Annotated in this window: 15 protein-coding genes; 9 read left to right on the forward strand and 6 right to left on the reverse strand. The window is 60.2% G+C overall.

All coding sequences use genetic code 11. The features are described from left to right. Positions 1 to 32: 32 nt before the first annotated feature. The gene (locus AB4O01_RS08010) at positions 33 to 284 is read right to left on the reverse strand and encodes a transmembrane sensor/regulator PpyR (RefSeq protein ID WP_099756519.1); all 252 of its coding nucleotides are present in this window, start codon (positions 282 to 284) and stop codon (positions 33 to 35) included. A gap of 313 nt (positions 285 to 597) precedes the next feature. Here AB4O01_RS08010 and AB4O01_RS08015 point away from each other — a divergent pair, with 313 nt between their 5' ends. From AB4O01_RS08015 to AB4O01_RS08035, 5 genes are all read left to right on the forward strand, one after another. Continuing rightward, positions 598 to 1,101 carry a VOC family protein gene (locus AB4O01_RS08015; RefSeq protein ID WP_186625473.1) on the forward strand — a complete coding sequence of 168 codons (504 nt, stop codon included), beginning with the start codon at positions 598 to 600 and terminating at the stop codon, positions 1,099 to 1,101. A gap of 35 nt (positions 1,102 to 1,136) precedes the next feature. Continuing rightward, positions 1,137 to 1,970, forward strand: coding sequence for an AraC family ligand binding domain-containing protein (locus tag AB4O01_RS08020; protein WP_460091243.1), 834 nt, complete (start codon positions 1,137 to 1,139; stop codon positions 1,968 to 1,970). Between the two features lie 191 nt (positions 1,971 to 2,161). Beyond that, positions 2,162 to 2,464, forward strand: coding sequence for an ArsR/SmtB family transcription factor (locus AB4O01_RS08025; RefSeq protein ID WP_077572353.1), 303 nt, complete (start codon positions 2,162 to 2,164; stop codon positions 2,462 to 2,464). Between the two features lie 61 nt (positions 2,465 to 2,525). Beyond that, positions 2,526 to 3,509, forward strand: a complete 984-nt coding sequence (locus AB4O01_RS08030) for a zinc-dependent alcohol dehydrogenase family protein (protein ID WP_460091245.1) — start codon at positions 2,526 to 2,528, stop codon at positions 3,507 to 3,509. Positions 3,510 to 3,531: 22 nt separating this feature from the next. Next, the gene (locus AB4O01_RS08035; RefSeq protein WP_460091247.1) at positions 3,532 to 3,840 is read left to right on the forward strand and encodes an antibiotic biosynthesis monooxygenase family protein; all 309 of its coding nucleotides are present in this window, start codon (positions 3,532 to 3,534) and stop codon (positions 3,838 to 3,840) included. 117 nt (positions 3,841 to 3,957) lie between these two features. On the opposite strand, the gene AB4O01_RS08040 is transcribed toward AB4O01_RS08035, so the two are convergent. The 3 genes from AB4O01_RS08040 to AB4O01_RS08050 form a co-directional block, all read right to left on the reverse strand. Beyond that, on the reverse strand, positions 3,958 to 4,545 hold the full coding sequence (locus AB4O01_RS08040) for a LysE family translocator (protein ID WP_460091249.1): 588 nt from the start codon (positions 4,543 to 4,545) through the stop codon (positions 3,958 to 3,960). Positions 4,546 to 4,875: 330 nt separating this feature from the next. Further along, on the reverse strand, positions 4,876 to 7,113 hold the full coding sequence (locus AB4O01_RS08045; protein WP_460091251.1) for an ATP-binding protein: 2,238 nt from the start codon (positions 7,111 to 7,113) through the stop codon (positions 4,876 to 4,878). Continuing rightward, positions 7,110 to 7,724, reverse strand: coding sequence for a biliverdin-producing heme oxygenase (locus AB4O01_RS08050; RefSeq protein ID WP_099756526.1), 615 nt, complete (start codon positions 7,722 to 7,724; stop codon positions 7,110 to 7,112). The genes AB4O01_RS08045 and AB4O01_RS08050 overlap by 4 nt, the downstream gene beginning before the upstream one ends. A 275-nt stretch (positions 7,725 to 7,999) precedes the next feature. Here AB4O01_RS08050 and AB4O01_RS08055 point away from each other — a divergent pair, with 275 nt between their 5' ends. Beyond that, entirely contained in the window at positions 8,000 to 8,620 is a 621-nt protein-coding gene (locus tag AB4O01_RS08055; protein WP_460091254.1) for a LysE family translocator, read from the forward strand. On the opposite strand, the gene AB4O01_RS08060 is transcribed toward AB4O01_RS08055, so the two are convergent. Further along, the gene (locus AB4O01_RS08060) at positions 8,617 to 9,030 is read right to left on the reverse strand and encodes a VOC family protein (protein WP_099756528.1); all 414 of its coding nucleotides are present in this window, start codon (positions 9,028 to 9,030) and stop codon (positions 8,617 to 8,619) included. The genes AB4O01_RS08055 and AB4O01_RS08060 overlap by 4 nt on opposite strands. Positions 9,031 to 9,239: 209 nt before the next feature. Between AB4O01_RS08060 and AB4O01_RS08065 the strand changes: the two genes are divergently transcribed. From AB4O01_RS08065 to AB4O01_RS08075, 3 genes are read left to right on the forward strand one after another with little or no spacing between them, the layout of a single operon-like run. Beyond that, positions 9,240 to 10,322 carry a bifunctional transcriptional activator/DNA repair enzyme AdaA gene (locus AB4O01_RS08065; protein ID WP_460091255.1) on the forward strand — a complete coding sequence of 361 codons (1,083 nt, stop codon included), beginning with the start codon at positions 9,240 to 9,242 and terminating at the stop codon, positions 10,320 to 10,322. 32 nt (positions 10,323 to 10,354) lie between these two features. Continuing rightward, the gene (locus AB4O01_RS08070) at positions 10,355 to 11,152 is read left to right on the forward strand and encodes an isocitrate lyase/PEP mutase family protein (RefSeq protein WP_460091257.1); all 798 of its coding nucleotides are present in this window, start codon (positions 10,355 to 10,357) and stop codon (positions 11,150 to 11,152) included. Further along, the gene (locus AB4O01_RS08075; protein ID WP_093442579.1) at positions 11,153 to 11,782 is read left to right on the forward strand and encodes a DNA-3-methyladenine glycosylase family protein; all 630 of its coding nucleotides are present in this window, start codon (positions 11,153 to 11,155) and stop codon (positions 11,780 to 11,782) included. It begins immediately after the preceding gene. Between the two features lie 194 nt (positions 11,783 to 11,976). Here AB4O01_RS08075 and AB4O01_RS08080 read toward each other — a convergent pair whose 3' ends face one another. Next, a complete protein-coding gene (locus AB4O01_RS08080) occupies positions 11,977 to 13,074 on the reverse strand; it encodes an extracellular solute-binding protein (protein WP_460091259.1) in 1,098 nt (365 codons plus the stop codon).

Genomic DNA, 13,074 nt, shown 5'->3' on the forward strand with positions numbered 1-13,074 from the left:
GTTGGAGTTGACCCCAGATAGTAGAAACAAATTTAGGCGGTTTGCGGGATCACCTGCGGACCACGGATGCGGTATTGCGCCAGCAGGCGCATGACGTAGCCGATCTTGATCAGGGTCGGGCCGAGGATGGTCAGCGAATGCATCGCCACCAGCAGCGCAATCGGCATGTGGCCGTTGTAGAGATATGCGCCGTAGATGCCGGCCAGCAACATGAGCAGACCAGCAACGAGGATTTTGCTCGAAAGGTGCAGAACGTTCAGCGGGCTTTCAAAGAAAGTGAGCATGGTGGCGTACTCCTGAGCGGTTCGTTTAGGTCAGTTGAGTACATCAAGTCTCGTGCCAAATTTTTAATTCAATAGAATCAGTTAGTTGCACGATAACAAGTCAATTTGACACAAACCGGACGCAGTCAATTCGACCCGAAACCTTGTCATTACGACTACAGCAAGGCACGAAAGGAAACGCCGATCTGCGGCTCGGTGTCTCCGTCGTCGGGATTTCCAATGCTCGGCAATTGTCGATCTACGGCATCGGCAATCGACCAAGGACTGACTACGCTGTAAATCCTGCGTGTCTAACCTGCCGAGGATGACTGCCATGCAACGCTTTCAAAAGCTCACGCCCTGCCTGTGGTTCGACGATCAGGCCGAAGCCGCCGCGAAGTTCTATTGCTCGATCTTCGATCACTCGAAAATCACCGGCCTGACCCACTACAGCAAGGTCGGCCAGGAATTTCACGGCAAGCCGGAAGGTGCGGTGATGACCGTCAGTTTCGAACTCGATGGCCAGACCTTCACCGGCCTCAACGGTGGGCCGATGTTCAAGTTCAGCGAGGCGATTTCATTTCAGGTCAATTGTCAGAATCAGGAAGAAGTCGACCATTTCTGGGGCCGTCTGTCCGAGGGTGGCCCTGTCGAAGCCCAGCAATGCGGCTGGCTCAAGGACAAGTTCGGCGTGTCGTGGCAGATCGTGCCGGTGGCGTTCATGCAGATGATGCTGGATGCCGACACCAGCAAATCGCAGCGAGCGATGCAGGCCATGTTCACGATGAAAAAACTCGACATTGCCGAACTCGAACGGGCCTTTGCCGGCCAGAGCTAATACACTGGCGCCCTGGCCTGCCGGGAATAACAACGATGAAACACGCTGCCGCCAAACACCCTGAAAAAGCCCCGCGCTTCTGGCGCGACGCGGCGCTGCCGTTCATTGAAGCGCGGGCCATCGCCGATGGCCGCGAGGTCTGCTACGCCCGGCATTCTCACGCGCACTTTTCCATTGGCGCGATCACCGCCGGGCGCAGTACGTATGTGCACGAGCAGGCGCAGTTCGAGGTCGCGGCGGGCACCGTGGTGCTGATGAACCCCGGCGATGTGCATGCGTGCAATCCGATCGATGATCAGCCGTGGTCGTATGTGATGCTGTACGTTGAGACGCCGTGGCTGACGGACTTGCAGCATCAGTTGGGCTTTGCCAGTGATCTCGAGTTTCGGCGCTTTTCCACCACACACCTTGATGACACTGCGCTGTTCAACGAACTGAACGGGCTGTATCAAACGTTGGTCGACCCGCAACAGGATGTGCTGCGCAAGCAAAGCGCTGCGGTAGAGTTTTTCAGCGATCTGCAACTGCGTTTGAACCCCGCCGGCCCCTCTCTGCGCGAGCCGAATTTCAAACTGGAACGCGCTGCCGATTTCATCCGCGAGCACTGCACCGAGGTACTGAACCTCGACGACATCTGCGCCGCCGCGCAGCTGTCACCGTCGTACCTGATCCGCGCCTTCAAACAGCATTACGGCATGACGCCCCACGCGTTTCTGGTAAACCAGCGCATCCAGTTTGCTCGCGAGCGTTTGCGCGGCGGGCAGTTGATTGCGGATGTGGCGCTGGAAGCCGGGTTTGCCGATCAGGCGCATTTTCAGCGGGTGTTCAAACAACATCTGGCGGCAACGCCCGGCCAGTATCGCGGCTGACACTTCATCTGAAACACAACACTGCCCCCTGTGGGAGCGAGCTTGCTCGCGAATGCGGTTGAACAGTCAGCACATCCATTGACTGACACAGCGCCTTCGCGAGCAAGCTCGCTCCCACAGGGTCAGATGACACGTCGCTGGCCAACACATTCAGATATTGACATATCGGTAAATTCCGATATCGTCGCGGCATGGAACTACTCGAAATCTTCAAAGCCCTCTCGAACCGCACGCGCCTGGAAATCCTCAAAGGCTTGAAGGATCCCGAGAAACACTTTCCTCCCCAGGACGAAGGTGACGTGCATACGGTGGGCGTTTGCGTCAGCAGTATTCAGGAAGGCGTCGGGCTGTCGCAGTCGACGGTGTCCGATTACCTGGCGACGCTGCAACGCGCCGGCCTGGTCGAAGTCAGGCGTATTGGGCAGTGGACCTATTACAAACGCAACGAAGCAGCGATCAGCGCGCTGGCCGAGATCATCGGCAGCGAGCTGTAATTTTTTACCCCATGATATCGAGAATTCCCGATATCCCTTTTTACCGAAACGAGGCAATGCAATGAAAGCGATGATCCTTACATCATTTGGCGGCGCGCAATCGTTCGAACTGTGCGACGTGCCCAAACCAGAGCCACAAGCCGGAGAAGTACTGGTACGGGTGCACGCGACCTCCATCAACCCGCTGGATTATCAGGTGCGCCGTGGCGACTATGCCGATCTGGTGCCCCTCCCCGCCATCACCGGGCACGACGTCTCTGGCGTTGTCGAAGCGGTCGGCCCGGGGGTGACGGCGTTCGTGCCGGGTGAAGAAGTCTGGTACACCCCGCAAATATTCGACGGTCCGGGCAGTTACGCCGAGTACCACGTGGCGGCCGAAAGCATTGTCGGGAAAAAGCCTGCCACGTTGAGCCACCTTGAAGCGGCAAGCCTGAGCCTGGTTGGCGGAACGGCGTGGGAAGCGCTGGTCGTGCGGGCGGCGCTCAGAGTCGGTGAGAACATTCTGATTCATGGCGGTGCGGGCGGTGTCGGTCATGTCGCAATTCAACTGGCCAAAGCCATCGGCGCGAAGGTGTTCACCACCGTGCGTGAAGGCAACTTCGAGTTCGCCAGGCAGATGGGCGCCGATGTGCTGATCGATTACGAAAAGGAAGATTACGTCGAAGCGATCCTGCGGGAAACCGATGGCCGCGGCGTCGACGTCGTCTTCGACACCATCGGCGGCAACACCTTGACGCGCAGCCCCGACGCCCTCGCACAGCTTGGCCGCGTGGTATCGATCGTAGACCTTGCCCAGCCACAGAACCTGATTCAAGCCTGGGGCAAGAACGCCAGTTACCACTTCGTTTTCACCCGACAGAATCGCGGCAAGCTCGACGAGTTGAGTGCGTTGATTGCGAACGGGCAGTTGCGCCCACACGTTGGCGCAGTCTATGCGCTGGCCGACATCGGCCTCGCCCACACCCGGCTGGAGACGCCCAACAACGGCGTTCAAGGGAAGATCGCGATTGCCGTCGCGCCGTCGCCCGAACTCGCCAATCGCTGAATTCAGTCCCGAGGAGAACATCATGGTTTACGAGATCGCTCTGCTACCCGTTCACAAAGAACAAACTGAAGCGTTTCGGCGTGCGTTTACCGAGGTCGAGCCACTGCTCATGCGCGCGCAGGGTTACGGCGGCCACATGCTCGCGCCAGGAATCGAAACGCCGGAGGTGTTCAATCTGATCGTGCGCTGGCAATCGCTTGAGGATCACACGCCGGGGTTTGAAGCGAGTGAGGACCATCGGTTGTTCATGCTGGGTCTGGAGAACTATTTTTCCGAGGAGCCGAAGGTTTATCACATTGAGGGCGGTGCCTTTCAGCAGCCGTTCAACTAATCTGCGGCAGTGACGCCCAATCAATGTGGGAGCGAGCTTGCTCGCGAATGCGGTGGAACAGTCAGCACATCCATTAACTGACACACCGCTTTCGCGAGCAAGCTCGCTCCCACAGGGTCAAGTGAACAACAAGTAAATTGCACTGAGTGCCAACAACCCCGCCATCACCCGATTGAACCAGCGCATCCCTACCGCATTGCTCAAATACCCACGCAAAAACGTCCCGGCATACGCCCAGCAGCCGACCGACAGATAACAGATCACCAGATACACCGCTGCAAACTGCCACACCAGCCGCGCCTCGCCATCGGCGACAAACGCGCCCATACCCGCGACGCATGCCAGCCAGGCTTTCGGGTTGAGCCATTGCATCACGGCGCCATACAGCATCGATGGCGCCCGCCCTGAGTCACCGGCATTCAACTGCCCGTCATCCATGGCCAGTTTCCACGCCATGAACAGCAGAAACGCCACGCCGGCCAGTTGCACCACACGGGTCATGAATGGCCAGAGTTTCAGCACCTCGTGCAGACCCAGGCCCATCAACACCAGCAACAGCACAAACCCCAGCGTCGCTCCGGCAACATGCCGCTGACTGGCGCGAAAACCGAACTGCGCCCCGGAACTCAACGCGACAATGTTCACCGGCCCCGGCGTGATGGACGCCGCCAGCGCAAACGCCGCCATGGAAACAATCAGACTCATCGCACACCTGCTTCAAATCGAGGAACAAGGTGCTCACGGTAGCGAGCACCCGGTCTTCGGTATTGAAGAAAATGCCCCTGTGATCCTGATCGTTCCCACGCTCTGCGTGGGAATGTAGCCCGGGAGGCTCCGCGTCCCTTCCAGAGCCGAACGCAGAGCGTCCGTTGAGGCATTCCCACGCAGAGCGTGGGAACGATCAAACGACACAAATCCCCTGTGGGAACGAGCCTGCTCCGGGCGGCGTTCCGACGAAAGCGGTGGGTCATTCATCACTGCATTGCCAGGACGACCCCATTCGCGAGCACGCTCGCTCCCACATAAAAGCTGTGTTCAGTCCAAACGCGGCACGGTGAAGCGGAACTCGCTGCCCTGCCCCGGTTCGCTCTCGGCGAAGATCCGCCCGCCATGAGCTTCGACGATGCCTTGGGTGATGTACAAGCCCAGACCGGTGCCGGTCGGATTGCCCTCTTTCACCGTCCAGTAACGGTCAAAGACGTGCGGCAGATGTTCCTTGGGAATGCCCTCGCCGCTGTCGCGCACGGTGAAAACGATATCATCGCCGACCGACGTGGCATGCACGCCCACCGTGCCCAGGCGCGGGGTGAACTTGATCGCGTTGCCGACCAGATTGGACAGCACCTGAAACAGCCGCTCGGGGTCAGCGTGGATGCGCAGATCGGGGTCAGCGGCGAAAGAAATGCTGATGTCCTTGTCCAGCGCCAGCGGCGCGAGCAACGCCTGCGCCTCCTCGAACATCTGCCCGACATCGAGTTTCTGCGGGGTGATGGAGTAGCGCCCGGCATCGATTTTCGAGGTATCGAGCAAGTCCTCCAACAGCGTGTTCATGCGCCCGGCGGCCTGCTGCATGGTGTCGATGGCCGTGGAGATCCTGCGCGAAGTGTGCGGGCCGTCGGAGCTGAAAGCCTTCTGCATCATGCCGCAGAGCATCGAGATCACGGTCATCGGGTTACGCAGATCGTGCGACACCACCGCCACCAGCTCATCGCGGGCGCGCACCGCTTCCTGCTCACGGCGGACCTGTCGGGCCAGATCGTTTTCCAGCGCCGAACGGCGCAGATCGTTGGCGGCAAACAGATCACCGTGGCTCCACTTGGTGGAGATTCCGGCCATCTCGACCTTCCAGATTTCGAACGAAGTGCGCGGGCGCAAACGCAGGCCGGCGTCGGAGTTTTCCAGGTCCAGCGGCTTGCGCGGGTCGCCGCTCCAATTGATGTTTTCCTTGACCTCGGGGCGGAACCAGAACACGCCGTTGTCCACCGGTTTCGGCAGGCTCATGGCGAGCACGCCGCTGGCCACCTGCTGGAACTGCGCGGCCGGCGGGTAGACGCTGGCCAGGTGATGACTGGCAAACACTGGCTCGCCGCTGTCCTGCAGCCACTTGTGCAAGGCGCGAATGTCTTCCGGTTCCGGGCAGTTGCCGTAACGGTGCAGTTGTTTGTCTTCGATGATCGCGATGCCGCCGGCATTGGTCAGCGCCATCAACGTCTGCGGTTGATTGGCCAAGCCGTCGAAGACGTTCTGAGGCGAATCGATCATTGCCTGATTGAGCAGCGCCAAGGCTTCGACTTTTTCTTCACGCTGACGGCTGATCTCCAGCGCTTCCATGGCGCTGATCTGCAGCGACAGCACTTGACCGATGGTCTGGCACGCCGCACGCAATTCGTGCGGCACATGCAGTGGCTGACGATTGCCGCAGCTGATCAAACCCCAGAGTTTGTCGCCCTTGAGCAGCGAAATGCTCATCGACGACAACACGCCCATGTTTTTCATGTACTGGCAGTGGATCGGCGACACACTGCGCAGGGTGGCAAAACTCAGGTCCAGCGGCGTGTTCGTGTCCGGGCGCAACTTCGGCACCAGCGGCACCGGTTGGTAGTCGGCATTGGGGATGATCCGCAGCCAGTTGGTGCGATACAGCTCGCGCGCCTGTTCGGGAATGTCCGACGCCGGGAAAAACAGGCCATTGAACACTTCCATCGACGGGTCGGAGGCTTCGGCGATGACCTGACCGTGGCCCTCCTCCTCGAAACGATAGATCAACACCCGGTCGTAACCGGTCATGGCCTGAATTTCCTTGACGCTGATGTCATACAGCGCCTGCAACGTGGTGGCCCCTTGCAGACGCTGGAGCATGCGCCCCAGATGCGTTTGATTGCCGGCGACATTGCGCGGCTGGAAATTTTCCACGTGGATTTCCAGCTCCAGAATCAGCACACCTTGATGGCGGTGCAGCAAACCTTCGAATGCCGTGCCGTTGAGCCTGAAGCGCAGCGGCTGCACATCGGACAGCAACGGTTGCAGCAAAGCTTCGCGCACTTGCGCCGCTTCGGCGTCGCCGATCAGGCTTTCCAGTGGCTGGCCGATCAGGCTTTGCGGCACCCGGGCCAGCAGGCTTTCGACGTTGGCGCTGACCTGAATGATCGCCAATGCAGGTTCGCTCAGGGTCAGCAGCAAACCGTGGGGCTGGATCGCACCGGGGAAACGAATGGGCTCGTCTGCACAGTTGGCCAGCAGTTCTTCAAAGTCTTGTTTGTCTTGCGGGTTCATGCCAGTACCTCCCGGCTTTCGAGCCAGCGCTCGAAACAGCTGAATGTGGTTTGTGCAGCGGTGACGACAGCGCCGCGCTCGGCGGCGCTCATTGGCCGACTGCCGAGGTATTCGATAAAGTCACGCCAGCGCCGCCCCGTGGCAGCGCCGTAGATATCGAGAAAGGCCGCGCCGTTATCGGCTTCCAGGCCTAACCGCGTCGAGATTTCCCGGCGCAGAATCTGCCCGCCCAGCGTCGCCCCCTCGAGGACGTAGAGCACGCCAAGGCAGGCAGCGCTTGAGTCGATGCCCGGCAACTGCTCGCACTGCGGCAGGTTTTGCAGCACTTCGGCAGATACGCCCAGCGCGTGCAGATCAGTGCGCAAGGTTAGCGCTTTGAGTCGAGGCGTCAGATCAAAATCGGCAGGAATTGCATCACTGCGGAGCAAGGCGTTTTCCAGCGGCAGATAGAAGCCGTAATAAGCCTGCATCAACCGCACAAAAGCCTGGGTATCGAGGGTATCGGAGAAAAAAGGAAGGCGTTTTTCCAGTGCGATGTGCAGTTCGGCAGTGCCGGCTCGCAGATCTTGCAGCACCGGTGGCACATAAACTTCACGGGCCTTTGCTTGCATGTAGATCGCTCTTGGTGGGGCCGCCGGGGGCCAAACGGGGTGAATGCAACGTCGGCGAAATTTTACACGGCTATCGCGGTTTCTGACCGGCCGGATAGATATTTCTGCCGAAACTATCACCCTCTGAGTCTTTCAGAGTGAAGGCATCTGCAAAAAGTTCGACCGCGTTGCCCAACGGCGCCGGGCGCTGTACCGCGACAGCGCCGCGTGACTGTATGGGTCTGAGCGCCCGGAGGCTGTGCTAAAAATATCGCTCTCGTTTCTGGAGTGCCGTCATGGATCTCGCCACGCTCATCCTGTTTCTCCCGGCCTGCTTCGCCCTGAACATGGCCCCCGGGCCGAACAACCTGCTGTCGGTCAGCAACGCCACACGCTATGGCTTTCGCCGTGCCTGCACCGCGGGTATCGGGCGGATTCTGGCGTTCGCCGGGATGATCGCACTGGCCGGTGCCGGTCTGTCGGTGGTGTTGCAGACTTCGGAATGGTTGTTCCATGCGATCAAGATCGTCGGCGCGGCGTATCTGTTGTACATGGCCTGGCAGTTGTGGCGGGCCAATCCCGAGGCCGAACAGCAAGCAACGGGCACGACCGTTGGCTTCCTCGCGTTGGCGCGGCAGGAATTTCTGGTAGCGGCGGGCAATCCGAAGGCGATTCTGCTGTTCACCGCGTTTCTGCCGCAATTCGTCGACCCGGCGCGCCCGGTGGCGGCGCAATTCGCCGTACTCGGCGTGCTGTTCCTTTTGCTGGAGTGGATCGCCATCAGCGCCTACGCCTGGATGGGCCTGCACATGCGCCGCTGGTTCGCCGAGCCGCGCGGCAAACGGATCTTCAATCGTTGCTGCGCAGGCCTGCTGTCGGCAGCGGCTTCGGTGCTGTTGCTGGCCAAACGCGCTTAAGCCTCGGACGGGCCTTTGAGCTCGACCTGATTGCCGTCCGGGTCGAAGCAGTACAGCGACAGCCCTTTGCCCTCGGCGCCGAAGCGTGACTCGGCTTTGGCCACGCTCAAGCCGAAGGATTGCAAGTGCGCGCGCAGTACTTCTTCGTCGAACGGCTCGATGCGCAGGCAGAAGTGATCGACGTTACGCCGCTCGCTGCCGGCCGCCCCGCCGCCCTTGCGGCCGAGTTCGCCTTGCAGGTCGACGAGGTCGATCATCGAGGTGCCGGCGCGCAGGTGTATCAGGCCCAACGGTTCGTTGCGCTTGACCACTTCGGCGCCGAACACCTGGCCGTAGAAGTCGATGCTGCGTTGCAGGTCGGCGACGCGCAAGACGATGTGATCAATGTGTTGGATGGAAAACGGATGCATCGGGCACACCTCAACAAACGGTAGGAGCTGCCGATAGCGGCGATCTGGGATTTTGGGACGCGGAGCGTCCGGGCTGCATTCCCACGCAGAGCGTGGGAACGATCAAGATCGCAGCCTGCGGCAGCTCCTACACGGTAGTTCAGGGGATTTGAAAATTCACTGTCGATTTTTCGGTGGAGCCATCGAGTATCTGGTTTTACTCTCGAACCATGAACATACAAACCGCTGTCCTGCCGCCCCACGCCGAAATGGTTCGCGCCATGCTCGAACGCGACACTGCCTACGAGGGCGTGTTCTTCACGGCCGTGAAAACCACCGGGATCTTCTGCCGCCCCAGTTGCACGGCGCGCAAACCGAAACCGGAGAACGTCGAGTTCTTCGCCCACGCCGACGACTGCCTGTCGGCGGGCTATCGCGCCTGCCTGCGCTGCAAACCACTGGATGCCGCAGCCATCGCCCCGGACTGGGTGCAACGGCTGCTCAACGCCGTGGACGCCGATCCGGAGGTGCGCTGGAGCGACGCACAATTGCTCGCTGAAGGCATCGAGCCGCTGAAGCTGCGGCGCTGGTTCAAGCAGCATTTCGGCATGACCTTCCATGCGTGGCTGCGTACGCGCCGCTTGGGCGTGGCGCTGGGCGGGATCAAGCAAGGCATCTCGATTGATCATGCTGCGTTTGATTCAGGCTACGAATCGCTCAGCGGTTTTCGCGATGCCTTCCAGAAGTCCTTCCACATCACCCCGGGCCGCGCCGGACACAGCGAGCCGCTGCTGTTCACCCGGTTGACCACGCCGCTGGGGCCGATGATCGCCATGGCCGAACGCCGCGGCCTGGTGTTGCTGGAATTTCTTGATCGCCCGGCACTGACCCGCGAAGTCGAGGAATTGCAGAACCGCTACGGTTACGCGGTGGCGCCGGGGCACAACGCGCATTTGCAGCAGATCGAGGCGCAACTGGCGCAGTATTTCGCCGGCCAGCTGAATACCTTTACCGTGCCATTGCACCTGCCCGGCAGCGAGTTCGCCCGGCAGGTCTGGTCGGCGCTGCTGCAAATCCCTTACGGCCACACCAGCACCTACGGCGCCATCGCCGCCGGTTTGGGCAAACCCGGCGCCAGTCGCGCGGTCGGCCTGGCCAACGGGCACAATCGGCTGTCGATTGTGGTGCCTTGTCATCGCGTGATCGGCGCGGATGGCTCGCTGACCGGCTATGGTGGTGGGCAGCCGCGCAAAGCGTTTCTGCTGCGACTGGAAAACGCCGCCGTGCAGCTCACCCAACAACTGGCATTCTGACGAATCGAATCAACTGACAAGAAGGATTTTTGATGAACGCGCTCGCTACGCAGTTTCACCAGTTGCACCAGCAAGGCCTGTTAATGCTGACCAATGTCGGCGACGCCACCGGTGCGCGACTGGTCGAGCACCTGGGCGGTAAAGCCGTGGCCACCAGCAGTGCGGCGGTGGCCTGGGCCCACGGTTATCCGGACGGCAACGCTCTGCCGCTCGAACGGCTGGTATCGACCGTGGAATCGATCGCCCGGGTGATCAGCGTGCCGTTGACTGTGGACGTTGAAGCCGGTTACTCCGATGACCTCGGACGCGTGGCGGAAGTGTTGGATGCGGTGATTGCGGCGGGTGCTGTTGGCATCAATATCGAGGATGGTTCTGCGGATCCGGAGGTGCTGGTGCGCAAGATCGAAGTGGCACGTCAGGTGGCCAACAAGCGCGAGGTGCAGCTGTTCATCAATGCGCGCACTGACGTTTATCTGAAAAGCCTTGTGCCGGCCGAAGATCGCGTCGCCGAAACTCTGCACCGCGCGGCGCTCTATCAAGCGGCCGGAGCGGATGGGTTGTTCGCGGCGGGCGTGACGTCGGCCTATGAAATCGAGGCCATTTGCAAAGGCACGACGCTACCGGTCAATGTCCTTGGTTTCGCTTGCCTGCCTTCGCCCGAAGAACTGCAAGCACTGGGCGTACGCCGCTTGAGCGCCGGCTCCGGCATTGCCGAATTCCTCTATGGCGCGATGGGCGGGCTGGTGAAAAGCTTTCTGGCCAGCGGCAAACTCGACAGCCATGACCTCAAGGCGTTCACCTACGGCGAAGTCAACGGCTTGCTGAAATAAATGGCTGACGACTATCAAGCGGCCAGCGTGTTTCTGGCCGCGCTTGATCCGGACTGGCAGCGCCATGTTGCAGCGGTCGGCCCGTGCCTGCATCAGCCGCATCCGGCGCGTGATCCGTACGAGTCATTGGTGCGGGCGATTGCTTATCAGCAGCTGCATGCCAAGGCCGGGGATGCGATTGTCGGGCGCCTGTTGGGATTGTTTCCCGGTCAGACGTTTCCTCGTCCCGAGCAGATTCTGGCGACGGAGTTTGATCGCATGCGCGGTTGCGGGTTTTCGGCGAGCAAGATTGCGACGATTCAGGGGATTGCTCAGGCGACGCTGGATGGCGTGGTGCCGGATTACGCCACGGCGTTGGCGATGGATGACGAGGCACTGATCGAACGTTTGGTCAGTTTGCGCGGGGTCGGTCGCTGGACGGTGGAGATGTTGCTGATTTACAGCCTGGAACGCATGGATATTTTGCCGGCGGATGACTTTGGTGTGCGTGAGGGTTATCGGCGCTTGAAGGGGTTGGAGGTGCAGCCTACGCGCAGGCAGATGGTTGAGATTGGTTTGGCGTGGAGCCCGTATCGGACGGTGGCGGCTTGGTATTTGTGGCGGGTGCCGAAACCGCTGCCCTCACCCTAGCCCTCTCCCAGAGGGAGAGGGGACTGATTGGGGGAGATTGGGGATTTACGCCGACTTGAAATAGCGCCTGTGAATCCATGATCGTCAGGACTTAAATCCATAATCAACTCGGGTTTTCAGGTCGATGTTTAACGCAAGACACCTCGGTCGGCCCCCTCTCCCTCTGGGAGAGGGCTGGGGTGAGGGTCAGCTTTTCACAGTCCGGACTTCAACCTGCTAAACGCCCGGATCAACGCACGATTGAACGCCTTGCCATTGTCATTCTTGCTGTACAGCGTGGCCCTGACGTCGGCCGACGGATACGTCCCCGGATCATTACGAATCGATGCATCGACCAAACCATCCGCCGCCGTAATAGCGTTGGCGTAATGAATGGTGTCAGTGATCGGCGCAATCACCTCCGGCGTCATCAGATAATCCATCAGCGCCAACCCGGCCTGCGGATGCGGCGCGTCCTTGGGCACGACCATGGCATCGAACCAGATCAACGTACCCTCCTTCGGAATCCGGTAACTCAGCGTGAACGGTTTCTTCGCCGCCTCAGCCTGCCCCGCCGCGATCGCCACATTGCCATTCCACGACATCGCCACACAGGTGTTGCCGTTGGCCAGATCGCTGATGTTCAAGTCGTTATCGAAGTAACGAATGTACGGCCGGATCTTCGCCAGTTGCTGCTCGGCGAGCTTCAAGTCATCGAGGTTCTGCCGGTTGATGTCCAGCCCCATGTACTTCATGACGGCGGCAAATACTTCGTTGGGATCGTTGAGCAGACTCACCCCGCAGTCAGCGAATTTCGAAACCACTGCCGGATCGAACAACATCGCCCAACTGTCCGTCGGTGCATCGGGCAAACGCTGCTCGATCGCCTGTTCCTGATAGCCCACACCGGTGGTGCCCCAGGCGTAAATCCCGGCATAGCGATTGCCCGGATCGAACACCGCCATGTGCTGGCGAAACTCCTCGCCAACCCCGGCAAAGTGCGGCACCCGGGCCTTGTCCAACGGCTGGATCGCGCCGCTTTCGATGGCCCGCGACAGGTGCTGGCCGGCGGTCAACACGAGGTCGTAGCCGCTGCGCCCGGTGAGCAATTTGGTCTCGACGGTTTCCAGCGAATCGAAGTGATCGGCGACCACATGAATACCGGTCTTCGCCTCGAAATTCTTCAGCGTATCCGGCGCCAGATACTCGCCCCAGATGTACAGATTAACCACCGGTTTGGCGGAGTCAGCGGCCTGCACACATAGGGGTGCAAGCACCAGCAATAACGCTTGAGTCAGTTTGTGCAGGCCCAT

The sequence above is a fragment of the Pseudomonas sp. S2_E02 genome, assembly GCF_054668355.1.

What these genes read in the sequence shown, in the direction of transcription:
- AB4O01_RS08010 (WP_099756519.1), bottom strand. Translation starts at nt 284, where the DNA reads ATGCTCACTTTCTTTGAAAGCCCGCTGAACGTTCTGCACCTTTCGAGC.
- AB4O01_RS08015 (WP_186625473.1), top strand. Translation starts at nt 598, where the DNA reads ATGCAACGCTTTCAAAAGCTCACGCCCTGCCTGTGGTTCGACGATCAG.
- AB4O01_RS08020 (WP_460091243.1), top strand. Translation starts at nt 1,137, where the DNA reads ATGAAACACGCTGCCGCCAAACACCCTGAAAAAGCCCCGCGCTTCTGG.
- AB4O01_RS08025 (WP_077572353.1), top strand. Translation starts at nt 2,162, where the DNA reads ATGGAACTACTCGAAATCTTCAAAGCCCTCTCGAACCGCACGCGCCTG.
- AB4O01_RS08030 (WP_460091245.1), top strand. Translation starts at nt 2,526, where the DNA reads ATGAAAGCGATGATCCTTACATCATTTGGCGGCGCGCAATCGTTCGAA.
- AB4O01_RS08035 (WP_460091247.1), top strand. Translation starts at nt 3,532, where the DNA reads ATGGTTTACGAGATCGCTCTGCTACCCGTTCACAAAGAACAAACTGAA.
- AB4O01_RS08040 (WP_460091249.1), bottom strand. Translation starts at nt 4,545, where the DNA reads ATGAGTCTGATTGTTTCCATGGCGGCGTTTGCGCTGGCGGCGTCCATC.
- AB4O01_RS08045 (WP_460091251.1), bottom strand. Translation starts at nt 7,113, where the DNA reads ATGAACCCGCAAGACAAACAAGACTTTGAAGAACTGCTGGCCAACTGT.
- AB4O01_RS08050 (WP_099756526.1), bottom strand. Translation starts at nt 7,724, where the DNA reads ATGCAAGCAAAGGCCCGTGAAGTTTATGTGCCACCGGTGCTGCAAGAT.
- AB4O01_RS08055 (WP_460091254.1), top strand. Translation starts at nt 8,000, where the DNA reads ATGGATCTCGCCACGCTCATCCTGTTTCTCCCGGCCTGCTTCGCCCTG.
- AB4O01_RS08060 (WP_099756528.1), bottom strand. Translation starts at nt 9,030, where the DNA reads ATGCATCCGTTTTCCATCCAACACATTGATCACATCGTCTTGCGCGTC.
- AB4O01_RS08065 (WP_460091255.1), top strand. Translation starts at nt 9,240, where the DNA reads ATGAACATACAAACCGCTGTCCTGCCGCCCCACGCCGAAATGGTTCGC.
- AB4O01_RS08070 (WP_460091257.1), top strand. Translation starts at nt 10,355, where the DNA reads ATGAACGCGCTCGCTACGCAGTTTCACCAGTTGCACCAGCAAGGCCTG.
- AB4O01_RS08075 (WP_093442579.1), top strand. Translation starts at nt 11,153, where the DNA reads ATGGCTGACGACTATCAAGCGGCCAGCGTGTTTCTGGCCGCGCTTGAT.
- AB4O01_RS08080 (WP_460091259.1), bottom strand. Translation starts at nt 13,074, where the DNA reads ATGGGCCTGCACAAACTGACTCAAGCGTTATTGCTGGTGCTTGCACCC.